This is a genomic window from Rubellimicrobium roseum, from assembly GCF_006152145.1.
GTDB classification, from domain to species: domain Bacteria; phylum Pseudomonadota; class Alphaproteobacteria; order Rhodobacterales; family Rhodobacteraceae; genus Rubellimicrobium; species Rubellimicrobium roseum.
The window spans coordinates 1-22,854 of record NZ_VDFV01000041.1 but is presented as its reverse complement, the minus strand read 5'-3'; the positions used below and the strand labels follow the sequence as shown (position 1 = coordinate 22,854).

The window sequence follows — 22,854 nt, the reverse complement described above, 5'->3', positions numbered from 1 at the left end:
GCGGCGGTCACCACGCAATCAGCGGCTTCTGGCCAAGGTACGCGTCCGACCCGACCTGATCGACCACGAAGTCGGCCACATCGGCGCGCGCGATCGTACCGCCTTGGAAGCCGCTGAGGTCAAGGAGTGCCCGGACGGCGCCGTGCTTCGGCTTGTCGTTGAGGACGGCCGGCCGGACGATCATCCAGTCGAGCCCGCTTCCGGCGATGATCGCCTCCTGCCGGTCCTTGTCGGCGTAGACCTTGCGCAGCAGCAGCGGCATGAGGACCCGGTCGAACAGCGCGCCGCCGTGCCCCCGGCTGTCGCCGGCCCCCATGCCGGTGATGGCGACGAGCCGCCGCACGCCCTTGCGCCGCATCGCCGTCACTAGGACCTTGGTGGCGGTCGAGAGCGCCGTCACCTCGCGGAAGGGGCTGGCCGGGGTGCCCAGCGCCGAGACGACAGCGTCCACGCCTTCCAGCGCCCGGTCGAGCGCTGCGGGATCGCGCGCGTCGCCTTGGACGATTTCCGCGTCGAGGTCCCTGGCCTTATCGGGCGAGCGCACGAGCGCCACCGGCACGTCGCCCGTCTCGCGCAACCGACGCACGATGGCCCGCCCCGTGCCACCGGTCGCGCCCAGCACCAGGACGCGGCGCGCCCGGGGTGCCTTGGGCGCGAGCCTCTCGGCCAGGAACGTCCCCATCGCGTCGAGCGCCGCCGCGCCCGCTTCCAGCATGGCGAAGCTCGACGGAAAGACGTGGGTCATGCCGTCCCAGACATGCACCTCGGCGTCGAGCCTGGCCGACGCGGCCTGCTGGGCGAAGCGCCGCGCGTCGTCGAGCAGCACCTCGGCGTCGCCGACATGGATGCGGACGGGCGGCAGGGTGGAGAGGTCCATGGGCAGGCTAGGCAGCCGGGGATCATTGGCGCCGTGCGTCCCGAGGTAGAGCGGGACTGCGGCGGCCAGAGCCTGCCGCGACAGGATCGGGTCAGCGTCGGCGCGCGTCGCCATGGACTCGCCCGTCAAGTTCAAGTCGATCCACGGCGACAGCGCGACCAGGCCGGCGAAGGTACCGCGCGGGGCCCCGGCGGCCAGCGCCAGTGCGAGCCCACCCCCGGCCGAGTCGCCTGCAACCGCAATGCGGCTGTAGCCCAAGGCGCGCAGCCCCTCGTGCAGGGCCCGCGCGTCCTCAGGGGCGGCTGGGAACGGCCGCTCGGGGGTCAGCGCGTAATCGGCGATGAACGCGGCGGCCTTCGCGGCCTTGGCGATGTGGCCGACGAAGTGGCGATACGCCCCGGCCGAGCCGATCACGTAGCCGCCTCCGTGCAGATAGAGGAGGACGGAGCCGTCGGTTGCCCCCTGGGGCCGAGCCCACCAGCCCGGCACGCCGCCGACTGTGGCCTGTTCGAAGAGGACGCCTTCGGGCGCCGGCGCCTGGCCAATGATAGCGTCGAAGGCGGGGCGGCTCGCGGGCTCAAAGGAAAGCCGGGGCGCGCCGGCGAGCATCGTGCGCAGGAGGTCCATGGCCTGCGCGTCCGACGGCGAAAGGGGATGGGTGATGGTGAGGTTGGTCATCATGGCCTCCATGTCGCTCATGCACGGAGAACCTACTGTCCCGATATCAGTCCGGTAGACAGTGATCTGAGACGGGCTGTCTCACCCGTGGGTCATTCACAGGCCCATCGTTGCTGATACTGCGCTTCGGTCATTCGATCTGGTTGTTGAGAGATGCGCCCCCGCGCGAACGGTAGCTTCATCCCTTGGGCCTTATAGAGGACCAGCAACCTGAAGTGCGTCGTCCGGGAGATATGCAACTCGTCTTAAATGGGAACCCCCGCCACTATCTGTGACGGGGGTTCGAATGGTTGCGGGGGCAGGATTTGGACTCTGGCGAACGGACCCTTGTTTTTTCTGGACATCGCTGAAGACGGGATCGTCCCGGATCAACGCTCATAAGTTCGACTGGGATGTCTCGCGACTGGAGGATGTCTGATTCACCGGAGCCGTCCTGGCGCGCAGATGAGGCCGACATCGGGACCGAGGACGGAGGCCTCCACTGACGCCACACTGAAGGAAACGCGCCGCGTCACGCCAAATGATGCGGCTCTGTCAGGATCAGCCCTGCTGCTTCGAGCGCGTTGATGGCGACGCGGGTTTCCAGCGCTCGGTCCAGGTCGGCGGGCTCGTCGCCGAGAAGGGTGCGCATCTGGTGAGGACCAAGGCGAGGTCGATGAACCGGGTCCGGGTCGGTGCTGGAGTTCGGGCACGTTATCGACCCGTTGGTGAACCCCACTGGCCAAGGAAGTGAGTCGCAGGACGCGTCCCACCTCGTCATCCCCTCCATGCCGGGCTGGCACATCGGGCGGATCGCCATGGCCTGGATCACGCTCATGGACCGGCTCGGCTACGCTCGCTGGGGTGTGCAGGGCGGCGACTGGGGCGCCAGGGCGGCCCTGACGCTCGGCCAGATGGCCTCGAAGGCCCGGGCCGGGCTGAACTTGAACTTCGTGCCGTTCCAGCCGACGCCGGACGAGCGCCGGATGCTGGAGGACCCGGCCCGCTACGAGCGGGGCTACTCGGCCTACATGAAGCTCCAGGGCACGCGGCCGCAATCCGTGGCCTTGGGGCTGGCGGATTCGCTGGTCGGGCTGGCGTCCTGGATCTACGCGCTGTTCCAGGACGTCTCGGACCGCGGCGGCGAGCCGAGACGGGTCTTCTCCCTCGACGACATGGTCGACGATATTATACTCACTGGCTGCCCAACGCAGGCCCGAGCTCGGCGCGGCTCTACTGGGAAGGCTTTCAGGCCATGCAGGCCGGCGGCATGCCCTACACCCCGGTCCCCACGCCCACCGCGATCAGCATGTTCCGGGGCGAGCAGCTCCGCCTGGCCCGTCGTTGGGTCGAGCGCCGGTTCCAGCGCCTCGTCCACGTCCGCGAAGCGGATCACGGCGGGCAGTTCGCAGCCCTCGAGGCACCGAACGCCTCATTTAGGACGTGCGAGACACCTTCCGCACCCTGCGGTGATGACCACCGGCGATGGCCATGGCCTCAAGGAGCACCGAAAGCATCCGAACGGCGGCACCACTGAGAGACGATCCGGGCCCAGCCGAGCGGGCGGGGGCGCGGGCGGATCGTCGCGCTGGCCTGCCCTCCGCCCCCGCGGACCTCGCCCCTCTGCCACTGACATGGGGTTCTGGCGTCCGGGACGGCCCGCCTGTTCCAGCGCCGTCAAACCCGCCACCGCGGCCGCCTGCCCAAGAAGAAGCACCCAGCCCATGAGGTTGGGCTGGACGAGTCCAAGCAGCGGCAGGGCTACGCTCGCCAGGACCCAGGCCGCGTTTCCAACGACGACGGCGGCGACGCTCCAGGCTGGGATCTCCCGGCGCGAGGCCACCGCCAGGATGAACGCGCCAACCGGCAGCAAGGCGACCCCCGCCCAGCGAAGGAAACCCGGCCCAAGGCCGGTGAACGACCCCAGCGCCGGAGCCAGGGCAGCCAAGCCCACCCCCATGGCAAGGCAGGCTATGCCGTCGAGGCGGAGGATACTGCGAAGGGCGGGGCGTCTCTCGAGCAGTGTCATCCTTGATCTCCTGATCCCGCGGCCCCGGGATGGAGCCGACATGGACCAGACGTGGACCAAGGCCGTGCGCCATGCGATGACCTCGGAGGTCATGGTCAAGCGCTTCCGACCGGCAGAGACTGCCCCCATGACGGACCATCAGCCCAGCTTTGGAGCCTTGCTCCAGTCGTGGCGCCGCCGCCGGCGCTTCAGTCAGCTCGACCTCGCCTCCGAGGCCAGCATCTCCCAGCGCCGTCTGAGCTTCATCGAGACCGGCCGCGCCGCGCCCAGCCGCGAGATGGTGCTGCATCTGGCCGAGCACCTCGACGTGCCCCCGCGTGAACGCAACGCCCTCCTGCTGGCGGCAGGCTTCGCGCCGTTGCTACAGGAGCGGAGGCTCGACCACCCTGACTTTGCGGCCGCCCGGCGAGCCATCGATGCGATTCTCGCGGGCCATGCCCCGAATCCGGCGCTCGCGGTAGATCGGCACTGAACGCTGGTCGCGGCGAACGAAGGCGTGGCGCCCCTGCTTGCCGGAGTGGCGCCGTCGCTGCTCGGTCCCGGTGCGAACGTCCTGCGGATCAGCCTGCATCCCCAGGGGCTCGCGCCACGCCTCCGCAACTTCCGCGACTGGCGCCGCCACGTTCTGGCCCGGCTGGCCCGGCAGATCGACGCCGTACCCGACCCGGCGCTGGTGGCGCTTCTCGATGAATTGCAAGGCTACCCCGTCCCGCCCCACGCTCGTCCGCCAACGCCGTCGCCCGACCTCTACGGGGGACTGGCGGTGCCCCTGGAACTGGCGGCAGGGGACGGCGACCGGCTCCTCCGCTTCATCTCCACCACCACGGTGTTCGGCACGGCGCTGGACATCGGCCTGTCCGAGCTCGCCATCGAGTCGTTCTTCCCAGCCGATGCCGAGACGGCGAGGGCTCTGGCCGAACTGGCCAGGTCGGCGAGGACAGTTGCAGGCTCCTCCTGGCCCCACCCGGGGTCGGGCGGATCCACCTGAGAACAGGACCGATGGATCGGGCCCGCGCGGTCGGACCGATGGTCCGCCAGCGACTGCCCCCGGGTCCCTCCTCCGGAGCAGTCCTCGCGCCTGTCCAGCCGGCCATCCTGCCCCTCCGGACGACGAGCGGGCAGCGGGGTTGGCGGCGCTCCGGGCGGTCGAGCCCAGCCCCGTCCCCGTCAGGAGCCAACGATCCCCCGGCACGGCTGGCTGCGAAACTCCGACCGCGAGCGGGGCCGAGCCCGGCCTTTCTTGCAGTCCCGTCAACCGGGACGGGCCTGACCGGTGAACACCGCCAGTTGCGCGGCGAAGGCCCGCTGGTAGGCAGGCCGCGCCTGGCCTCGGGCGACATAGGCGGCGAGAGGCCGGTATTCGTCCAGAAGGCCCGATGCACCCAGCCTGAGCAGGACGTGCACCATCAGGAGGTCCCCGGCGCTGAACGCGCCGTCGAGCCACTCGGCCCCGCCAAGGCGGGCGGACAGCTCGCCCAGCCGCGTGCGGATGCGGTCCTCGACCAAGGGCAGGCGCGCCTCGGCCCAGGGCTTGTCGTGCTCCAGGAGCTTGGCCGTCGCGAGGTCCAAGATCGGCGGCTCGACCGTGCTGAGCGCGGCGAACATGAAGGCGACCGCCCGGGCGCGGGCGTCGGGGTCGTCAGGCAGCAGGCCCGGATGACGCTGAGCTATGTGGAGCACGATGGCCCCCGTCTCGAACAGGACGAGGTCGCCGTCCTCGTAGGTCGGGATCTGCCCGAAGGGATGGAGCGCCCGATGCGAAGGCTCCTTCATCTCGCGGAACGAGACCAAGCGCACCTCGTAGGGCTGGCCCACCTCCTCGAGCGCCCAGCGGACGCGCATGTCGCGCGCGAGACCGCGGCCGCGGTCGGGCGACTGCGCGAAGGCCGTGACAACAGGGATCATGAATGCGCGCCGTCCGCGGGCATCATGCCGTCGCCGGCGTTCATCGGCTCCGGCCGTCGGAACGCCCGCGCCAGTCGCTCCAGCGCGCCGGTGTCCCCCTCGACCTTCAGCGACCCGTCTGCCGTCGCAGCCTCGATGGGCTTGCCCGCATAGAGCACGGGCAGCAGCGCGTTCTGGTCGCCGGCGACGAGGCAGTCCGGAACGGGGTTGCACCCGGGCTCCACGGCGAGCCGGCCATCCCGGACGCAGACGGCGAAGTCGCCGTCGGGCAGGCGCAGGTCCACCGCGACGTCCAGGTCCTTGGCCCTGTCGGCGTCGAACATGCTGCCCAGGCTCAGCATGGCCGCGGCTGCGCTGAGCCGGTGCTCGAAGCGCAGGTGCGGCGAACGAGAGGCCCAGCTCCCCATCACTCGCAGCGGCTCTCTGAAGGCCAGCCCCCAAGGGGTCAGAGCATACGCCTTGCCCCGCGCCGGCCGGGGAAGGTCGACCTGCCGCAGGAGGCCGGCCTCCTCCAGCCCGATCAGGCGTTGGGTCAGCACGTTGGTGGCGATGCCGGGCAGGTCCTGCTTGAGATCGGTGAAGCGCTTGGGCCCGAACATCAGTTCCCGCACGATCAGAAGGGCCCAGCGCTCGCCCACTAGGTCGAGCGCCTGAGCAAAGGCGCAGCCGTCGTCGTAGCTCCGCTTGCGGTCCATCGGCAGCCTCCAGCTTCTCAGTTTCTTTTTGCAATCTAATACTTGCAACATAGTACTAATAGGCGCAGCCTGCAAGCACAGCCCGACTCACCCTCGCCCCAGGAGGCTCGCATGACCGCCCATACCACCGCCCCCGCCCAGCCGCAGATGATCTTCGTGAACCTCCCCTCGACCGACATCGCCCGTGCCCGCGCCTTCTATGCCGGCCTGGGCTTCCCCTTCGACGAGCGGTTCTGCAATTCGGACAGCCTCATGGTGGGCGTGTCAGACACCATCCACCTGATGATCCTCGACCGCGAGAAGTTCGCGTCCTTCTCGCCCTGCCCGGTGGCGCCCGGGGGCACCGTGGGCGCGCTGGTCTGCCTGTCCCAGCCCTCTGCCGCATCCGTGGACGCGTTCGTCACCCGCGCCCTCGTCCATGGCGGCAGGGACAACAACAAGACCCAGGAGGCGGGCGACTTCATGTACGGACGCTCCGTCTGCGATCCCGACGGCAACGTTCTCGAGATCATGTGGATGGACGTGGACCGTGCCCTGAAGGCCTGGGGCATGGCGGCGTGATCAGGCATCGGACCAGATCCCGAAACGCCCCGCCCTCCCCCTTCGCATCCACCCCCTCCCCCCAGGAGTCGACGATGATCCGTTTCGCCACCTTCGTCGGAGCTTTGCTGACGACGACCGCCCTCCATGCCCAGCCCGCGGGGCAGACCGTCGAGGTCAACGGCATGCAGATGTACTATGAGGTCTCGGGCCAAGGTGATCCGATCGTGGTCCTGCACGGCGCCTACATGAACATCCCCGCAATGGGCGCCATCATCCCCCGGCTTGCCGAGACCCACCGGGTCTATGCCGTCGAGATGCAGGGCCACGGCCGCACCAACGACATTGATCGCCCGATCACCTATGAGAACCTCGCCGACGACGTGGCGGCCTTCATGGACGCGGTGGGGCTCGAGACGGCGGACGTCTTCGGCTACTCCATGGGCGCGGCGGCCGGCCTCCAGCTCGCCATCCGCCACCCCGGGAAGGTGGACCAACTCGTGGCGGCCTCGGTGAGCTACGACGAAAGCGGCTGGCAGCCCGAGATGGTGGCGATGATCCCGCAGATGAGCCCTGAGATGTTCGTGGGCTCACCCATGGAGACATCCTTCCGCGAGCTATCGCCCAACCCCGACGGCTTCCGCGGCTTCGTCGAGAAACTCATCGCGCTCGAGCACGAGCCCCAGCACTGGGAGGAGGACGTGCGCAACCTTCGAGCGCCGGTCCTTCTCATCGCCGGCGACGCCGACGTCGTCACCCTCGAGCACACGGTGGCCATGTTCCGCCTCCTGGGTGGTGGCGCCATGGGCGACATGGGCAACCCCCTGCCCGCTTCCCGGCTCGCCGTCCTCCCGGCGACGTCGCACACCGCAGTCATCGGGCAGACCGACCTCCTGATGGGCTTCGTCGAACCCTTCCTGCGAGGCGAGACGCCGAAGGGGATGTTCGAATGAGCCAGAGTGGAGGCACCGGCCGAGGCGGCACGGGCGACCGCATGGTCCTCAGCCCACATCCTTCAGGACCCGCGCCAGTGCCGCCGCGTCCTGCCCCACAAGCTCGGCTTGCACCCTGGCGTGCTCCTCGCGCCAGAGCGGCACGGCTTGGGCCACGAGGTCGCGCCCCGTCTCGGTGAGCCTGGGGCGGCGGACGCGAGCGTCGGCCTCGTCCGCCTGAAGCGCGACCAGGCCCCTTTTCTCCAGCGGCTTGACGGCAGCCGTCATCGTGGTTGCGTCCATGCCCAAGAACTCGGCCAGCTCGCCCAGGCGCGGTCGCCATTGCCCGCTCAAGGCCACCAGCATCGAGAACTGCCCATTGGTCAGGCCCAGGGGCGCGAAGAGCCGGTCGAACCTTCGGGCCAGGCGCCGCGCCGCCCGCTGCGTGGCCAGGCAGAGACACTGGTCGCGGATTTCGTGAACGGTCTCGATGAGAACACTTGCAGAACACATGTTACCTTGATACCAAAGCATCGACACCACAACAACATCCGCAGGTCTGGGCGACCAGCGACCTGCTGTCGCAGGAGGCGTTCGCATGTCGGATTCACCGTATCGTTGGGTGATCGTGGCCGCTGGAGGCCTGATGGGTTGCGTCGCCATGGGATCGCTCTTTTCCCTCCCCGTGCTCCTCACGCCCATGGCCGAAGCCACGGGATGGTCGCGGACCGGCATCTCCATGGCGATGACCGTCGGCTTTTTGGCCATGGCGGTCACCTCGATGGTCTGGGGCTCGCTGTCGGACCGGTTCGGCGCCCGGCCGGTGGTCCTCGCGGGAGCTAGCCTCTTCGCACTCAGTTTATGGCTTGCGGGCCGCGCGCCCACACTGCCGTTGTTCCAACTCAGCTTCGGTGTTCTGGCCGGCGGCGCGGTCGCGGCCTTCTTCGCCCCCATGATGGCCACGGTCATGGGCTGGTTCACCACCCAGCGCGGGCTGGCGGTCTCCCTTGTCTCGGCCGGGATGGGATTGGCTCCGGTCACCATGTCCCCGCTCGCGGCGCGGCTGGCCGAGGCCTACGACTGGCGCACCGTGCTGTCGATCCTGGCGGTGCTGGTCGCGGTGACGACCCTACCCCTCGCGCTGCTTCTGCGCCGACCGCCGGCGCAGGCCGCCACGCTGGATGGGACCGCCGACGCGCCGAGCGAAGGAATGACCGTGCGCGAAGCCGTGACCTCGCCGCCCTTCATCGTCCTCGTGCTCACCAACTTCTTTTGCTGCGCCACGCATTCGGGCCCGATCTTCCACACCGTGAGCTATGCCCAGATCTGCGGGATCTCGGCCCTGGCCGCCGTCTCGATCTACTCGGTCGAGGGAATTGCAGGCATGGGCGGCCGCCTGGGCTTCGGCCTTTTGGGCGACCGCTTCGGGGCCAAGCGCGTCTTGGTGGCGGGGCTGCTGGCCCAGGCCATCGGCGCGCTGGGCTTCTTCTTCGCCACCAACCTCATGCACTTCTACCTCGTCGCCGCCACCTTTGGCTTCATCTACGCGGGCGTCATGCCGCTCTATGCCGTGCTGATCCGCGAGAACTTCCCCATGCACATCCTGGGCACGATCATGGGGGGCACTGGGATGGCGGGCGGGCTCGGCATGGCGACGGGGCCGGTCCTGGGCGGCTGGATCTTCGACACGACCGGGGGCTACGGCGCGCTCTACGTCACCAGCTTCGGCCTGGGCCTAGGCGCTTTCCTGATCGCCATGACCTTCAGGCCGTTCCCGAAGGCGACAGTTGCCGCACAGCCGCAATCCGCCTGAGGCTGGCCGTTCCTGACGACCTCGGCATGCCCCGATGAACACAGCCTTGGCCCGCATCAACCCACCGACTTGACGCTCAAGGAGAATGACCATGCCCGACGACTTCACCCTTGAGCCAGCCGAGGCGCTGGCCGCCCGCAACCCGATCCGGCAGCTCGGGGAGTCGAATGAGTACCGGGCCGCACGTCAGCGGCTGCTGGTGCGCGAGTATGAGCTTCGTCGCCAGATCGAGAGCATCGCCGCCGAGCGGCGCGGGCTGCCAGCCGGAGCGGTGGTGACCAAGGACTACCGCTTCGATGGCGAGGACGGCGAGGTGAGCCTCGCCGACCTCTTCGGCGGTCACGACGCGGTCTTCGTCTACAGTTACATGTTCGGACCGCAGCGCAAGAACCCCTGCCCGATGTGCACGGGCCTGATGAACGCCCTTGCCCTGCGGGTCCCCGCCATCCGAGAGAATCTGGGCATCGCCTTCGTGGCCCGATCGCCGCTGCTACGACTGGTCGAGGCCAAACGCGAGCTCGGCATGCCCGACCTGCCGGTCTACAGCGATGTCTCGGGCGACTATACCCGCGACTGGGTCCACCCCGAGGATGCCGACATTCCAGGAGCCAACGTCTTCCGCAAGGATGGCGATCTCATCCGTCACTTCTACTCCTCCGAGATGACCGAAAGCGATCCGGGCCAGGACCCCCGCGACCCTCCCGAGTTCGATCCGCTCTGGCACGTCCTCGACATAAGCCCGGCGGGGCGGCGGTCGGATTGGTATCCTTCGCTCAACTGGGCCGGGCGGCGCTGAACCGAGCGGTCGTAAAAGGCCAGACGAACACAGTAGAGCGCAAACAGCTTCAGCGACTTAGTTGAACAGGGAGATCCATCATGGCCTACATCGACGGCTTCGTGGCCGCGGTATCCACCGCCAACAAGGCGCTTCACCGCGATCACGCCGCCCGGATGGCGGAGATCATGAAGCGCTATGGCGCCACGCGGTGCGTGGAGACCTGGGGCGACGACGTGCCCGAAGGGCAGGTCACCTCCTTCAGCATGGCCGTCCAGCGCAAAGCCGATGAGGCGGTCGTCTTCTCCTGGGTGTGGTGGCCGGACAAGGCGACCCGCGATGACGCGTAGAAGCGGATGATGGACGACCAGCAGATGCAGGCAGAGGAGATGCCCTTCGACGGCAAGCGGATGATCTACGGCGGCTTCGAGGTGCTGGTCGAGGCTTAGGCCGCGGCTGCCATTGAGACGTGACGATAGGCGCAAGGTTGTGGCACGGCACTGATCGGCATGTGCCATTCGCCACCAACAGCAGGAGCGCCGAGCAGTTCGGCGCGGACAGTGGAGCAAGAAGCAATGACCACCCCCAAGAACACGATCTGCCTGTGGTACGACAAGGACGCCGAAGCGGCGGCCACCTTCTACGCCCGGACCTTTCCCGACAGCTCGGTCCGCGCCGTCCACCGCGCGCCCGGCGACTTTCCGGGCGGCAAGGCCGGGGATGTCCTCACGGTCGAGTTCACCGTCGTCGGCATCCCGTGCCTCGGCCTCAACGGCGGGCCGGCGTTCCCCCACACCGAAGCCTTCTCGTTCCAGGTCGCGACGGACGACCAGGAGGAGACCGACCGCTACTGGGACGCCATCGTGGGGAACGGCGGTGCGGAGAGCGCCTGCGGCTGGTGCAAGGACCGCTGGGGCGTGAACTGGCAGATCACGCCGCGCGTGTTGACCGAGGCCTTGGCCGCCGGCGGCGACGAGGCCAAGCGCGCGTTCGCCGCCATGATGAGCATGCGCAAGATCGACGTGGCCGCGATCAAGGCGGCCCGGCGAGGCTGAGGGTGGGGCCGACCTGGTGCTGACGTGCGGAAGCTCGGAGCGGCACCTAATCCCGTCCTGCTTCCGTCGCCTTCCTCAACGACCGCCTGAGCACCGCTGGACCCGCCGGGAAAGACCGGTCACCAACATGGGAAAGCCGACATGCGGACCTTCTACAACGTCCTTGTCAACAACCTTGTGGCCAACATCACGAACTTCACGGTGTGGTTCGCCATCACCTTCTGGGTATTCCTGGAGACCCACTCGGTGTTCGCGACGGGCATGATCGCGGGCATCTACCTGGTGCTGACGGCCGGGTTCGGCATCTGGCTCGGCTCCATCGTCGATCACAACTCCAAGAAGGCGGCGATGCTGGCCTCCAGTGCGGTCTCTGCGACGTTCTATGCGATCAGTCTCGCCATGGTGCTGCTGGAACCACAGGACGCCTTCACCGATCCTTACAGCCTGTATCTGTGGTCCTTCATCCTGACGGTCATGCTGGGGGTCATTGCCGGCAACCTTCGCTCCATCGCCCTGCCGACCCTGGTCACCATCCTCATTCCCGAGGATCGCCGTGACAGGGCCAACGGGCTCGTGGGCATGGTCACGGGGATTGGCTTTCTCACCACCTCAGTGATCTCGGGGTTCCTCGTGGCCTACACCGGCATGCTGGGTGTCCTGGTATTGGCGCTGGCGACGACCCTGTTGGCAATCCTCCACCTCAGCCTGATCCGGATCGACGAGGGCCGGGCGGAGCCATCGGCAGATGCACCCAAAGAGCCCAGAAGCGTCGACATCGCCGGCACGATCCAAGTGATCGCCGCGGTGCCGGGCCTCTTCGCGCTGATCTTCTTCGCCTGCTTCAACAACTTTTTGGGAGGCGTGTTTATGGCGCTCCTGGATGCCTATGGCCTGTCGCTCGTCTCCGTGGAGGTGTGGGGCCTCATGTTCGGTGGGCTGTCGACCGCCTTCATCCTGAGCGGGCTCATCATCTCCAAGACCGGCTTGGGAAAGAACCCCATTCGGACCCTGCTGCTGGTGAACGTCATGACGTGGTCCGTCTGCTGCGTCTTCACCATCCAGCCCTCGATCTGGCTGCTGGCGGCGGGGTGCTTCGTATGGATGCTCTTGGGACCTTATGCCGAAGCGGCGGAGCAGACGACGCTGCAAAAGGTGGTCCCGCTGGAACGGCAAGGACGAGTCTTCGGCTTTGCGCAGTCAGTGGAGCAATCCGCCTCGCCGGTCACAGCCTTTCTGATCGGGCCGCTGACGCAGTTCATCGTCATCCCGTTCATGACGGACGGGGCCGGAGCGGACGCCATCGGTGGCTGGTTCGGCACCGGGCCGGACCGCGGCATCGCGCTGGTGTTCACGGTGGCCGGACTGATCGGGCTCTTGGTGACGATCTTGGCGTTCAACTCGCGCTACTACAGGCAGTTGTCGGACGCCTATGCGAGCGGCGCGACTGGGGACGACGGCGTGCGCGGCGGGATCGTGTCGAGCGGCGCCTGACGGGCGGCCGCTGGCGTGCCGGTTTCGCCGGCAAAGGAGCTATGCGGATGGCCACGGAGCCAGAGGGGGTGTGGCCGCGGACGGAGACTTCTCGGCCGAGGTCACCCTGAGGCCACCCTCCGGACGACAAGGGCGCCGCCCCAGACGGAACCGGGCCTGTCGTTCAGACGCAAGGAAAGCTGGTTGTGGAGGACGCAACCCCCGAAGTATACGGTGCCCGTAACGATAGAACCCCCGTCACTTGCTGTGACGGGGTTCGAATCTGGTTGCGGGGTCAGGATTTGGACTATGGCGAACAGCCGTTTAGTCCAGCCACCATGTCAGCGAAATGTCGGCCGAGCGGGTGGTCGGGGTCGGCTAGGGCCAGGACGATGCTCATATGATCGAGGCCAGGCTCGACTCGCAGGTTCGCGTCCAGTCCCTGCGACTTCAGAAGATCGCTCAGTTGCTGGCCGTGGTCGTGGAACGGACGCGTTTCCTCCGCGCCGACGACCAGTGTTCGCCGCGGACCCGGAAGTTGGGCGGAAGTTATCGGCGTCCAAGCTGCGGCCTCCTCGGGCGTCATTCCTGCCTCCTCTTTCAAGAAGCTGTCAGGGATCTCGGATAGGTCGTAGATGCCGCTCACAAGAAGCAGTCCAGCGACCTCCGGAAGACGCGGCTGGCTCTCCTGCGGCCCCTTGGCAGCAAGGTAGGAGGCGAGGTGCGCCCCCGCTGAATGGCCGCTGACCGTGAACCGGCCCGAGTCGGCCCCAAATCCTAGAGCATTCTCCTGTAGCCAGAGCGCCGCGCGTCGGACCTGCCCAACCAGCGTGGCGAGCCGCGCACCGGGCAGGAGATCGTACTCGACGAGGGCCGCGATCCCGCCCGCTTTCAGCACCGGCTCGGCGACGAGGCGGTAGTTGGCTTTCTCTCCCGATCTCCAGTAGCCGCCATGAACGAATAAGTGGAGCGGCGCGTCCGGGGAGACCCGGTCGGGGAAGATCAGGTCGAGTGTCTCGCGAGGGCCCGGCCCGTAGGCGATGTCAGTCCGAAGAGTCGCCCGTTGGGTCACGGCTTCGCTGCGCGAGGCGAACTCGGCCGCGATCGCGTCGAAGTCCGGAACGTAATCCCGAATGCGGTAGGGGTCCTGCCTGTCCATCCCAGCCTCTCACCCGACCCGCATACTTCAGATGTCGACGGCGTAGTACTTGGCTTCCATGAACTCGAGGATGCCGGTCGTGCCGCCCTCCCGCCCGAGACCGCTCTGCTTGGCTCCGCCAAACGGGGCAGCGGGGTCGGACATGAGACCACGGTTCAGGGCGACCATGCCGCTTTCCAGCGCCCGGCCCACCCGGAAGGCGCGCTGGAGGTCGGACGTGTAGACATAAGCAGCAAGGCCATATTCGGTGTCGTTGGCCAGCCGAATGGCCTCGGCTTCGTCGGAGAAGCGATAGACCGCGGCGACCGGGCCGAAGATCTCCTCGCGCGCCATCGCGGCGCTGGCAAGGACGTTGTCGAGGACCGTCGGCGCATAGAAGTTACCTGCCCCGTCCAGCGCAGCCCCGCCGGTCCGAACCCGCGCGCCGCGCGCCACCGCATCCGCGACCAGCCCTTCTATCTTTGCCACCGCCTTCGCGGTGATCATCGGACCGCACTGCGTGGCGGGGTCGGTGCCGGCGCCCACCCGAAGGGCGGCCATCCGCTCGGTCAGACCCGCCACGAAGGCGTCGTGGATACCATCCTGCACGTAGAAGCGGTTGGCGGCGGTGCAGGCCTCGCCCGCGTTGCGCATCTTCGCCACCATGGCGCCGTCCAGGGCGGCCGGAAGGTCGGCGTCATCGAAGACAAGGAACGGGGCGTTCCCTCCGAGTTCCATCGAGCAGCTCACGACGGACTTGGCCGCCTCGGCGAGCAGGAGGCGCCCAACGGGAGTCGAGCCCGTGAAGGACAGCTTCCGCACCCGCGGGTCGGCCAAGATCGCGGACACCACCGCTCCCGGCTGCGAGGTGGTCAGGACGTTGACCACGCCCGGCGGCACGCCGGCCTCCTCGCCCAGCCGCGCCATGGCAAAGGCGGTCAGCGGCGTCTCGCTGGCCGGCTTCAGGATCACCGTGCAACCGGCCGCGAGCGCCGGGCCGATCTTGCGCGTCGCCATCGCGGCTGGGAAGTTCCACGGTGTGATCAGAAGTGATACGCCAATCGGCTCGTGATCCACGAGGATACGGTGCGCGCCCGAAGGGGCAGTCCGGAACTCGCCCGGGATGCGCGTCGCCTCCTCGGCGTACCACCGGAAGAACTCGGCAGCGTAAGCCACCTCGCCGCGCGCGTCCGCCAGGGCCTTGCCGTTCTCGAGAGAGATGAGCACCGCCAGTTCCTCGGCGCGTTCGGTCATCAGCGCCCACCAGCGGCGCAGGATCTCGGAGCGCTGCCGCGGCGGCGTCGCGCGCCAGCCGGCGGCGGCGGCCGCGGCGGCCTCCACGGCGGCGAGCCCGACCTCGACCGGCGCGTCCGGCACCTCGGCCAGAACGGCGCCCGTGGACGGATTCGTTACCGGAATGCCGCCTCCCGGCAACCAGCGGCCGCCGATGTACTGACCCTCGGAATGGAGGGCAGGATTGGAGAAGTCCGGGTTCATGTTGAGGACGGATGCGAGGGTCATGACTGGGCTTTCCTGGGCATCAGTGGACGAGAGCCCGGTCGCCCGCATAGGCGGCGGCGACGAGGCGGCGCATGTCGGTCCGGTCGATCGGACGGGGGTTGTTCTGGATGAGGCGCTCGATCCCGCAGGACTGGTCGGCGACCCAGTCGATCCGGTCCTCCTCGAGCCCCAGCGCCTTGAGCGAGCCCGGGATGCCGAGGCGCGCGAAGAGGGCGGCGATGGCCGGAATCACCTCGGCCGCCCCGCCGGCCAGGCCGATGGCCGCCGCGATCTCCTCGAGCTCGGGCGCGATGGCGGGGCGGTTCCATTCCATCACGTAAGGCATAAGACAGGCGACACCCGTGCCATGGGCGGTGTGGGTCGTGGCGCCGATGGGGTACTGGATGGCATGGGCCGCCGCCGTCCCCGCCACGCCGAACGCGAGCCCCGCGAAGGTGGCGCCCATCATGACCTTCTCGCGCGCCACGCGGTCCGACCCGTCGGTGCAGGCCGCCTCCAGCCCCTGCCAAAGTAGCGCGATGGCCTGGAGTGCCAACCGGTCGGACATCGCGTTCTTGCCGACGAAGACCCGCTCGGTCGCCAGGTGGCGCGTGACGGGCCGGCGCACGGCCGTGAAGGCCTCAATGGCGTGGGTCATGGCGTCGGCCCCGGCGATGGCGGTGAGGCCCGGCGGGCAGGTCAGCGTCAGCTCGGGGTCGCAGATTGCGGCCACGGGGATGAGGTGCGGGCTCGAGATCCCCACCTTGAGGCTGCGCTCGCTGTCGGACAGGACGGCCACGGGCGTAACCTCGGAGCCGGTCCCGGCGGTGGTGGGCAGGGCGATCAGCGGCAGGATCGGCCCGGGGACCTTCATCTCGCCGTAGTAGTCCTGCGGCCGTCCGCCATGCGTGAGCAGGAGGGCCACGCACTTCGCGAGGTCGAGGCAGGACCCGCCCCCCACCCCGATCACGAGGTCGGGTGCGAAGGGCCGCGCGGCCTCGGCGCAGGCGAGCGCGGAGTCCACTGGCACGTCCGGCAGCGCGCCGGGCTCCACCCGGACCTCGAGACCTTCGCGGCGCAGGTCCTCGACCAGCTCCAGAAAGGCCGGATCGGCCGCAAGGCGCGCATCCGTCACGACGAGCGCCCGCCGCCCGAGCCTGCGCGCGACAGCCGACAGGGCATGCCGCTGCCCGTATCCAAACAGCAGCTCCCGAGGCGCCCTGATCGTTCCGAAAAGATCCATTCGTTCCTCGCGAAGGTTGGGTCAGGCCATCGCGGCCCGGACCCCGTTGAGTTGCGCCACAAGGGCGTCGGGCAGGTCGATGCCGTCGCGGAGCGCGGCGGCCCGGCGGGCGCGCATGCCGTCGCCGGGAGTCGCGACCGGGCGCCCCGGGTCGGCCGGGCGCGAGGCGCGCAAAAGGTCCAGATACTCCGCGAGCCCGCAGGCCTCGGCCGCCGCGCCGCGCGGATCGATCAGGAGGAGCAGGTCCCCCTTGTTGGCGACATGGGTGTCGTCCAGCGTGCCCCGAACCTCCGGAGCGAGGTCGGAGCCCGCGAGGAGCGCCACCATCAACTCCACCGCCAGCCCGAGCCCATAGCCCTTCGCGCCACCGAAGGGCGCGAGCGCGCCCTGCTTGGCCGCCTCGGCGTCCGTGGTGGGCCGGCCCTGCGCGTCGACGGCCCAGCCCGCCTCGAGCGGCTCGCCCCGCAGCGCGCGGGCATGGATCCGCCCCATGGAAACCTGGCTGGTGGCGAGGTCGAGCACGAAGGGATCGGCCCCGGTCGGGATGCCGATGGCGATGGGGTTGGTCCCCAGCATGGCGCGAGTGCCGCCGAAGGGATGCACGAGCGCCTCGCTCGTGCAGAGCACGACGCCCACGAACCCGCGCTCGGCGGCCTGCTCGGCGTAGTAGGCCAGCATGCCGATGTGGTTGGCGTTGCGGATCGCGGCGACGGCGATCCCGGTCTCGGCGGCCTTTGGAGCGAGCGCCTCGAGCGCCGCCATCACCACGACCGGGCCGAGCCCGCGCTCGCCGTCCACCGCCAGGAAGCCGGGGCGGCGCCAGTCCTGGTGACCCGTGGCCGTCGGATGCGCCAGCCCCTTCTCGAGCCGCGACAGCAGCCGGGGGAGACGCTGGAGGCCATGGGAGGGCAGCCCCCGCAGCTCGGCCTCGATGAGCACCGTGGCCTGGAGAGCCGCGGCTTCAGGCGGCACGCCGTGCCGGACGAGCAGGTCGCCGGCCAGCTTCCGAAGATCCTGCTCCGAGAAGTTCACGCCAGCCTCGCCTCCGGATCCTATACGATATTATATTTGACATGAGAGAAGCTATCTGGCAGGACTGCGGCTGTGTCAAGCCGGATGGGGGCTCGGATGGGGATCACGGCGGAACGGGAAGGCAAGGCGCCCCCGCTGCGTCCATCCAGCATCGTGGATAGCGTCTACACCGCCATCTACGAGCAGCTCATGGCGCTCCACATCGCGCCGGGCGCCCGCATCACCATCGACGGCTTGGCGCGCGAGCTGGACGTCTCGCAGACGCCCGTCCGCGAGGCCCTGAGCCGGCTCGAGCGCGAGGGGCTGGTCCGAAAGGCGCACCTGATCGGTTACAGCGCCGCGCCACAGCTGACGCGCAAGCAGTTCGACGACCTTTACAGCTTCCGCCTGCTGATCGAGCCCGAGGGCGCCCGCCTGGCCGTCCGCAACATGACCGCTGAGGGATTGGCGGAACTGGAGGCGCGCGCCGCCCGGATGCGCCACGACGGCACGGCGCCGGACCGCAGCAGCCGCTACTCGAGCTTCGCCCGGGCTGACGCGGACTTCCACGACCTGATCCTTCGTATCGGCGGGAACGAGGTCATCCGCAGCACGCTGGCCAGCCAGCACGTCCACCTGCACATCTTCCGCCTCATGTTCCACAGCCGCGTCACGCAGGAAGCGCTGAAGGAGCATGACCGCCTCATGGCCGCCTTCCGGGACGGGGACGGTCCGGACGCCGCAGCCGCCATGCACGAGCACATCGAGCGGTCGCGCGACCGCCTCCTCGCGGCGTTCGACTGACCATGACGGTCCCCCGCCCCATGCCGAGCCTGGACAAGCCCCGCGAAGCGCCGCCGACGCTGCGCGCGGAGGATCTCGGCAAGACCTATGGCCCGATCACCGTGCTGTCCGGGGTCACGCTCGACATCCGCGCCGGCGAGGTCCACGCCATCATCGGCGAGAACGGGGCCGGTAAGTCCACCCTGATGAAGCTCCTCTCCGGCCATGTGCGCCCGAGCGCGGGCCGCCTCGTCATGGACGGGCAGCCGGTGGCCTTCGAGGATGCCGTGGCGGCCGAGACGGCGGGGATCGCGCTCGTCCATCAGGAGATCCTGCTCGCGGCCGACCTGACCGTCGCCGAGAACCTGTTCCTGGGGCGCGAGATCACGCGCGGCCTGACGGTCGACGACCGCGCGATGAACCGCCGCGCGGCCGAGGTCCTGGCCTCGATCGGCGCAGCCGCGCGCCCGGGCGACCTCGTCCGCGACCTGCCGCTCGCGCAGCGCCAGCTCGTGCAGATCGCCCGCGCCCTTCTGGACCCCCGCAAGCTCGTCATCCTCGACGAGCCGACCGCCGTGCTCGCCAACGCCGAGGTCGAGGCGCTCATGGACATCGTGCGGCGGCTGCGCGAGGCGGGCGTGGCCGTGCTCTACATCTCCCACCGGCTCGAGGAGGTCGAGGCGCTGGCCGACCGCATCACCGTCCTGCGCGACGGCCAGATGATCGGCACCTACCCCGCCGCAAGCCTTACCCAGCGCGCCATGGCCGAGCTGATGGTCGGGCGGGAGCTTGCGATGCTCTACCCGCCCAAGCGCCCGGCGCCGACCGGGGCACCACTGCTCGAGGTGACTGGGCTTTCTGTCGGCCACGGCGCACAGGCGGGCTCCTTCGAGGTCCGGCCGGGCGAGGTCCTGGGCATCGGCGGCATGATCGGATCGGGCCGGACGGAGCTCTTCGAAGGCCTCATGGGCCTGCGCCCCGCCCGCGCCGACCGCGTTGTGCTGAACGGGCGTCCCATCGGCCGCCGCTCGGTCGCCGCGTGGCGCGACGCCGGCCTGGTGTACCTCACCGAGGACCGCAAGGGCCGCGGCCTGCTGCTCGAGCAGCGCCTCGCGCCGAACCTGACGCTGCTCGCGCTCGACCAGGTGCATCGCTCCTTCGTCCTCGACCGCTCCGGCGAGGCGGCCGCCCTAGATGTGGCGGTGCGCGACTACGACATTCGGGTGCGGACCGTCCATCTCGACGCGGGCCAGCTCTCCGGCGGCAACCAACAGAAGCTCCTGCTGGCTAAGGTCATGATGAGCTACCCGTCGGTGGTGATCATCGATGAGCCGACGCGTGGCATCGACATCGGCAACAAGAGCCAGATCTACGACTTCATCGACAGGCTGGTGCGGGCCGGAAAGGCCTGCATCGTCATCTCGTCCGAGCTGCCGGAACTGGTGGGCCTTTCTGATCGCGTGCTGGTGATGCGCGGCGGGCGGCTCGTGGCCGAGTTCACGGGCGAGGAGATCACGGACGCGAACGTGGTCTACGCCGCGGCCGGCGGCCGGAACGACACCTGAGGGAGGACGACGCATGAGCATCACCAGCGCCCAGGTGGCCGCCCGGGACCGAAGCTGGCCCATTCGCTGGAGCGACGCGGGGCCCTTCATCGCCTTGGCCGTCATCCTCGTGCTGGGTGCCCTCGTGAACCCGAGCTTCCTGTCCGAGACGAACGTGCTGAACGTCGTCACGCGCAGCGCCTTCGTGGCGATCATCGCGATCGGCGCCACCTTCGTCATCTCCTCGGGCGGGCTCGACTTGTCGGTGGGCTCGATGATGGCGTTCGTGACCGGCATCATGATCATGATCATGAACGCGCTGGCGCCCTCGCTCGGCAGCGGGGCCATCCTCGTCGGCGGCGCGGCCGCTCTGGTGGTGGGCGCGCTCTGCGGCGCCGCGAACGGGCTGATCGTGACCGTCGGGCGCATCGAGCCCTTCATCGTCACGCTGGGCACGATGGGCATCTTCCGCGCGCTGATCACCTTCATGACCGACGGCGGCTCGCTCCCCATCGACCGCGGCCTGCGCGACGCCTACCGCCCGGTTTACTTCGGCAGCGTCCTGGGCGTCCCGATCCCAATCCTCATCAGCTTGGTCGTGATCCTTCTGGGTGCGTTCCTCCTGTATCGCACCAAGTACGGGCGGCGCTGCGCCGCGGTCGGCGCCAACCCCGAGGTGGCCCGCTTCTCGGGCGTCCCCGTGGCGCGGGTGCAGACCTTGGCTTACGTGATCCAAGGCCTCTGTGTCGCCGTGGCCGCGATCTGCTACGTCCCGCGCCTTGGCGCCGCGACCCCCACCACCGGCCAGCTCTGGGAGCTTCAGGTCATCACCGCCGTTGTGATCGGCGGCACCGCGCTGCGCGGTGGCAAGGGCCGCATCTGGGGCACCGTCGCCGGGGCCCTGATCCTTGAGGCCATCGCGAACCTCATGGTCCTGTCCGACCTCGTGTCCGAATACCTCGTCGCTGCCGTGCAGGGGGTCATTATCATCGTGGCCATGCTGGTCCACCGCTTCACCAAATAGCTGCGGCAGAGAAACGCGGCTCAAATTCCAGAGGAGGAGAAGACATGAACACCTTTGCGAGGACGGCCGGCCTGTCCGCAGCCCTTGCGGCCCTGATCGCCACCGCCGCCACGGCCCAGGATGGCAAGACGGTCATCGCCGTCTCGATCCCCGCCGCGACCCACGGCTGGACCGGCGGTGTCGTGTACCACGCCGAGCAGGCGGAGCAGGAGATCGAGGCCGCCTTCCCGGACATCGACGTCGTCCTGAAGACCTCGCCCTCCGCGACAGCGCAGGTCTCGGCCCTCGAGGACCTGACCGCGAGCCAGGAGATCGCCGCGCTGGTGATCCTGCCCTTCACCTCCGAGGAGCTGACGGGGCCGGTCGAGCAGGTCAAGGCGGGCGGCACCTTCATCACGGTGGTGGACCGCGGCCTGACCGATCCCTCGATCCAGGACCTCTACGTCGCGGGCAACAACATCGCCGTGGGCGCGAACACCGCCGAGTACCTGGCGGAGCAGCTCGGCGGCGAAGGCGAGATCGTGGTCCTGCGCGGCATCCCGACCGTCATCGACGACGAGCGCATCCAGGGCTTCACCGAGGTGATCGACGGCACGAACATCAAGATCCTCGACATCCAGTACGCCAACTGGAACCAGGATGAGGCCTTCACCCTGATGCAGGACTACCTCGCCAAGTACCCGCATATCGACGCGGTCTGGGCCAACGACGACGACATGCTCCTGGGCGTCCTTGAGGCGATCGAGCAGTCCGGCCGCACCGAGATCCGCTATGCGCTGGGCGGGAACGGCATGAAGGACATCATCGAGAAGGTGATGGCCAACGATCCGGTCACCCCCATCTCGACCCCCTACCCGCCCTCGATGATCAAGACCGCGATCTACATGACCGCCGCCCAGTTCCACGGCCAGGCGCCGGTCCGCGGCACCGTGCTGCTCGACGCGCCTCTCATCACGCCGGAGAACGCGGAGCAGTTCTACTTCCCCGATTCCCCGTTCTGATCTCGACCTGCCCAGACGAAACTGGCCCCGCCGCGACCCGGCGGGCGCCCCCTGAACGAAAAGCGAAGGAGAAACCTATGCCCGGCAAATCGATCCTGATGCTCTGCGGCGAGTTCACCGAGGAATACGAAATCTTCGTGTTCCAGCAGGGGATGGAGGCCGTGGGCCACACCGTCCACGTCGTATGCCCCGACAAGGCCGCGGGCGACGTGATCGCGACCTCGCTGCACGACTTCGAGGGCCACCAGACCTACACCGAGAAGCCCGGCCACAACGCCCTCATCAACAAGACGTTCGCCGAGGTCGTCCCGGCCGAGTACGACGCCGTCTACTGCGCCGGGGGCCGCGGGCCCGAGTACATCCGCACCGACCCGCGGGTGCAGGACATGGTGCGCCACTTCCACGAGAGCGGCAAGCCGATCTTCACGATCTGCCACGGCGTCCAGATCCTTATGGCCGTGGACGGCGTCCTGACCGGCCGCAAGGTCGCGGGCCTGGGTGCCTGCGCGCCGGAGGTGCGGCTGGCGGGCGGTACCTACATCGACCTGTCCCCGACCGAGGCCTACGTGGACGGCAACATGGTCTCGGCCAAGGGCTGGACCGCTCTCGCGGCCTTCATGCGTGAATGCCTGAACGTGTTGGGCACGAAGATCATCCATACCGAGGACCAAACCTTCTCACCGAGCTCGCGGGAACGGCTGCCCGCCTGAGACCGGGAAACGTCGGCTCGTATGTCTGACATCAGCTGATGTCAGGCAGCTTCCGCCCCGAGCCGCGATTTGCAGCCCTCTTAGGCTCAGGACTCGCTATCGCAGCCAGAAGATGACGGCGGCTGCGAGCGCGATGGCCGACAGGAACAGGT

At 68.6% G+C, this 22,854-nt stretch carries 23 protein-coding genes; 14 read left to right on the top strand and 9 right to left on the bottom strand.

Going from position 1 to position 22,854, the window contains the following annotated elements; genetic code table 11:
• Positions 1–7 precede the first annotated feature (7 nt).
• Both FHG71_RS18270 and FHG71_RS18265 read right to left on the bottom strand, forming a co-directional pair.
• Positions 8–1,576, bottom strand: a complete 1,569-nt coding sequence (locus FHG71_RS18270) for an NAD(P)H-binding protein (protein WP_218014146.1) — start codon at positions 1,574–1,576, stop codon at positions 8–10.
• Positions 1,577–2,066: 490 nt separating this feature from the next.
• Entirely contained in the window at positions 2,067–2,372 is a 306-nt protein-coding gene (locus FHG71_RS18265; protein ID WP_139083136.1) for a hypothetical protein, read from the bottom strand.
• 1,231 nt (positions 2,373–3,603) lie between these two features.
• Between FHG71_RS18265 and FHG71_RS24025 the strand changes: the two genes are divergently transcribed.
• Positions 3,604–4,035: a helix-turn-helix domain-containing protein gene (locus tag FHG71_RS24025; RefSeq protein ID WP_218014145.1), complete on the top strand. Its 432-nt coding sequence runs from the start codon at positions 3,604–3,606 to the stop codon at positions 4,033–4,035.
• 3 nt (positions 4,036–4,038) lie between these two features.
• The gene (locus FHG71_RS24020; RefSeq protein ID WP_281281981.1) at positions 4,039–4,551 is read left to right on the top strand and encodes an MmyB family transcriptional regulator; all 513 of its coding nucleotides are present in this window, start codon (positions 4,039–4,041) and stop codon (positions 4,549–4,551) included.
• A gap of 263 nt (positions 4,552–4,814) precedes the next feature.
• Here the strand turns inward: FHG71_RS24020 and FHG71_RS18250 are convergent, their stop codons facing one another.
• Positions 4,815–5,468, bottom strand: coding sequence for a glutathione S-transferase family protein (locus tag FHG71_RS18250; RefSeq protein ID WP_139083135.1), 654 nt, complete (start codon positions 5,466–5,468; stop codon positions 4,815–4,817).
• The gene (locus FHG71_RS18245) at positions 5,465–6,163 is read right to left on the bottom strand and encodes a winged helix-turn-helix transcriptional regulator (protein WP_139083134.1); all 699 of its coding nucleotides are present in this window, start codon (positions 6,161–6,163) and stop codon (positions 5,465–5,467) included. The genes FHG71_RS18250 and FHG71_RS18245 overlap by 4 nt, the downstream gene beginning before the upstream one ends.
• 111 nt (positions 6,164–6,274) lie before the next feature.
• On the opposite strand from FHG71_RS18245, the gene FHG71_RS18240 reads away from it, so the two are divergent.
• Together FHG71_RS18240 and FHG71_RS18235 are read left to right on the top strand one after the other, a co-directional pair.
• The gene (locus FHG71_RS18240) at positions 6,275–6,724 is read left to right on the top strand and encodes a VOC family protein (protein ID WP_139083133.1); all 450 of its coding nucleotides are present in this window, start codon (positions 6,275–6,277) and stop codon (positions 6,722–6,724) included.
• A 74-nt stretch (positions 6,725–6,798) separates the two neighbouring features.
• A complete protein-coding gene (locus FHG71_RS18235) occupies positions 6,799–7,656 on the top strand; it encodes an alpha/beta fold hydrolase (RefSeq protein WP_139083132.1) in 858 nt (285 codons plus the stop codon).
• Between the two features lie 48 nt (positions 7,657–7,704).
• On the opposite strand, the gene FHG71_RS18230 is transcribed toward FHG71_RS18235, so the two are convergent.
• Entirely contained in the window at positions 7,705–8,148 is a 444-nt protein-coding gene (locus FHG71_RS18230; RefSeq protein ID WP_139083131.1) for a MarR family winged helix-turn-helix transcriptional regulator, read from the bottom strand.
• Between the two features lie 85 nt (positions 8,149–8,233).
• Between FHG71_RS18230 and FHG71_RS18225 the strand changes: the two genes are divergently transcribed.
• The 5 genes from FHG71_RS18225 (at position 8,234) to FHG71_RS18205 (ending at position 12,769) form a co-directional block, all read left to right on the top strand.
• Positions 8,234–9,448, top strand: coding sequence for an MFS transporter (locus FHG71_RS18225; protein WP_139083130.1), 1,215 nt, complete (start codon positions 8,234–8,236; stop codon positions 9,446–9,448).
• Between the two features lie 91 nt (positions 9,449–9,539).
• Positions 9,540–10,244, top strand: a complete 705-nt coding sequence (locus tag FHG71_RS18220) for a DUF899 family protein (RefSeq protein ID WP_139083129.1) — start codon at positions 9,540–9,542, stop codon at positions 10,242–10,244.
• 80 nt (positions 10,245–10,324) lie between these two features.
• Positions 10,325–10,573: a DUF1428 domain-containing protein gene (locus FHG71_RS18215; RefSeq protein ID WP_425467372.1), complete on the top strand. Its 249-nt coding sequence runs from the start codon at positions 10,325–10,327 to the stop codon at positions 10,571–10,573.
• 225 nt (positions 10,574–10,798) lie between these two features.
• Positions 10,799–11,278 (top strand): VOC family protein, encoded by a 480-nt coding sequence (locus FHG71_RS18210; RefSeq protein WP_139083128.1) that lies wholly within the window; start codon positions 10,799–10,801, stop codon positions 11,276–11,278.
• A 141-nt stretch (positions 11,279–11,419) separates the two neighbouring features.
• Entirely contained in the window at positions 11,420–12,769 is a 1,350-nt protein-coding gene (locus tag FHG71_RS18205; protein ID WP_139083127.1) for an MFS transporter, read from the top strand.
• A gap of 286 nt (positions 12,770–13,055) precedes the next feature.
• Here the strand turns inward: FHG71_RS18205 and FHG71_RS18200 are convergent, their stop codons facing one another.
• From FHG71_RS18200 to FHG71_RS18185, 4 genes are read right to left on the bottom strand one after another with little or no spacing between them, the layout of a single operon-like run.
• Positions 13,056–13,907, bottom strand: a complete 852-nt coding sequence (locus FHG71_RS18200) for an alpha/beta hydrolase (RefSeq protein WP_139083126.1) — start codon at positions 13,905–13,907, stop codon at positions 13,056–13,058.
• Positions 13,908–13,934: 27 nt separating this feature from the next.
• On the bottom strand, positions 13,935–15,383 hold the full coding sequence (locus tag FHG71_RS18195) for an NAD-dependent succinate-semialdehyde dehydrogenase (protein ID WP_218014150.1): 1,449 nt from the start codon (positions 15,381–15,383) through the stop codon (positions 13,935–13,937).
• A 43-nt stretch (positions 15,384–15,426) separates the two neighbouring features.
• Positions 15,427–16,629 (bottom strand): iron-containing alcohol dehydrogenase, encoded by a 1,203-nt coding sequence (locus tag FHG71_RS18190; protein WP_139083124.1) that lies wholly within the window; start codon positions 16,627–16,629, stop codon positions 15,427–15,429.
• A gap of 21 nt (positions 16,630–16,650) precedes the next feature.
• On the bottom strand, positions 16,651–17,661 hold the full coding sequence (locus tag FHG71_RS18185) for an Ldh family oxidoreductase (RefSeq protein WP_139083123.1): 1,011 nt from the start codon (positions 17,659–17,661) through the stop codon (positions 16,651–16,653).
• A gap of 96 nt (positions 17,662–17,757) precedes the next feature.
• On the opposite strand from FHG71_RS18185, the gene FHG71_RS18180 reads away from it, so the two are divergent.
• The 5 genes from FHG71_RS18180 (at position 17,758) to FHG71_RS18160 (ending at position 22,702) form a co-directional block, all read left to right on the top strand.
• Positions 17,758–18,444, top strand: coding sequence for a GntR family transcriptional regulator (locus FHG71_RS18180; RefSeq protein WP_139083122.1), 687 nt, complete (start codon positions 17,758–17,760; stop codon positions 18,442–18,444).
• Positions 18,445–18,464: 20 nt separating this feature from the next.
• A complete protein-coding gene (locus FHG71_RS18175; RefSeq protein WP_139083121.1) occupies positions 18,465–19,988 on the top strand; it encodes a sugar ABC transporter ATP-binding protein in 1,524 nt (507 codons plus the stop codon).
• 13 nt (positions 19,989–20,001) lie between these two features.
• Positions 20,002–20,991, top strand: coding sequence for an ABC transporter permease (locus FHG71_RS18170; protein WP_139083120.1), 990 nt, complete (start codon positions 20,002–20,004; stop codon positions 20,989–20,991).
• A 44-nt stretch (positions 20,992–21,035) separates the two neighbouring features.
• Positions 21,036–21,992 carry a substrate-binding domain-containing protein gene (locus FHG71_RS18165; protein WP_139083119.1) on the top strand — a complete coding sequence of 319 codons (957 nt, stop codon included), beginning with the start codon at positions 21,036–21,038 and terminating at the stop codon, positions 21,990–21,992.
• Between the two features lie 77 nt (positions 21,993–22,069).
• Positions 22,070–22,702 (top strand): DJ-1/PfpI family protein, encoded by a 633-nt coding sequence (locus FHG71_RS18160; RefSeq protein WP_139083118.1) that lies wholly within the window; start codon positions 22,070–22,072, stop codon positions 22,700–22,702.
• Positions 22,703–22,854: the final 152 nt, after the last annotated feature.

What these genes read in the sequence shown, in the direction of transcription:
- FHG71_RS18270 (WP_218014146.1), bottom strand. Translation starts at nt 1,576, where the DNA reads ATGAGCGACATGGAGGCCATGATGACCAACCTCACCATCACCCATCCC.
- FHG71_RS18265 (WP_139083136.1), bottom strand. Translation starts at nt 2,372, where the DNA reads ATGAGCGTGATCCAGGCCATGGCGATCCGCCCGATGTGCCAGCCCGGC.
- FHG71_RS24025 (WP_218014145.1), top strand. Translation starts at nt 3,604, where the DNA reads ATGGACCAGACGTGGACCAAGGCCGTGCGCCATGCGATGACCTCGGAG.
- FHG71_RS18250 (WP_139083135.1), bottom strand. Translation starts at nt 5,468, where the DNA reads ATGATCCCTGTTGTCACGGCCTTCGCGCAGTCGCCCGACCGCGGCCGC.
- FHG71_RS18245 (WP_139083134.1), bottom strand. Translation starts at nt 6,163, where the DNA reads ATGGACCGCAAGCGGAGCTACGACGACGGCTGCGCCTTTGCTCAGGCG.
- FHG71_RS18240 (WP_139083133.1), top strand. Translation starts at nt 6,275, where the DNA reads ATGACCGCCCATACCACCGCCCCCGCCCAGCCGCAGATGATCTTCGTG.
- FHG71_RS18235 (WP_139083132.1), top strand. Translation starts at nt 6,799, where the DNA reads ATGATCCGTTTCGCCACCTTCGTCGGAGCTTTGCTGACGACGACCGCC.
- FHG71_RS18230 (WP_139083131.1), bottom strand. Translation starts at nt 8,148, where the DNA reads ATGTGTTCTGCAAGTGTTCTCATCGAGACCGTTCACGAAATCCGCGAC.
- FHG71_RS18225 (WP_139083130.1), top strand. Translation starts at nt 8,234, where the DNA reads ATGTCGGATTCACCGTATCGTTGGGTGATCGTGGCCGCTGGAGGCCTG.
- FHG71_RS18220 (WP_139083129.1), top strand. Translation starts at nt 9,540, where the DNA reads ATGCCCGACGACTTCACCCTTGAGCCAGCCGAGGCGCTGGCCGCCCGC.
- FHG71_RS18215 (WP_425467372.1), top strand. Translation starts at nt 10,325, where the DNA reads ATGGCCTACATCGACGGCTTCGTGGCCGCGGTATCCACCGCCAACAAG.
- FHG71_RS18210 (WP_139083128.1), top strand. Translation starts at nt 10,799, where the DNA reads ATGACCACCCCCAAGAACACGATCTGCCTGTGGTACGACAAGGACGCC.
- FHG71_RS18205 (WP_139083127.1), top strand. Translation starts at nt 11,420, where the DNA reads ATGCGGACCTTCTACAACGTCCTTGTCAACAACCTTGTGGCCAACATC.
- FHG71_RS18200 (WP_139083126.1), bottom strand. Translation starts at nt 13,907, where the DNA reads ATGGACAGGCAGGACCCCTACCGCATTCGGGATTACGTTCCGGACTTC.
- FHG71_RS18195 (WP_218014150.1), bottom strand. Translation starts at nt 15,383, where the DNA reads ATGAACCCGGACTTCTCCAATCCTGCCCTCCATTCCGAGGGTCAGTAC.
- FHG71_RS18190 (WP_139083124.1), bottom strand. Translation starts at nt 16,629, where the DNA reads ATGGATCTTTTCGGAACGATCAGGGCGCCTCGGGAGCTGCTGTTTGGA.
- FHG71_RS18180 (WP_139083122.1), top strand. Translation starts at nt 17,758, where the DNA reads ATGGGGATCACGGCGGAACGGGAAGGCAAGGCGCCCCCGCTGCGTCCA.
- FHG71_RS18175 (WP_139083121.1), top strand. Translation starts at nt 18,465, where the DNA reads ATGCCGAGCCTGGACAAGCCCCGCGAAGCGCCGCCGACGCTGCGCGCG.
- FHG71_RS18170 (WP_139083120.1), top strand. Translation starts at nt 20,002, where the DNA reads ATGAGCATCACCAGCGCCCAGGTGGCCGCCCGGGACCGAAGCTGGCCC.
- FHG71_RS18165 (WP_139083119.1), top strand. Translation starts at nt 21,036, where the DNA reads ATGAACACCTTTGCGAGGACGGCCGGCCTGTCCGCAGCCCTTGCGGCC.
- FHG71_RS18160 (WP_139083118.1), top strand. Translation starts at nt 22,070, where the DNA reads ATGCCCGGCAAATCGATCCTGATGCTCTGCGGCGAGTTCACCGAGGAA.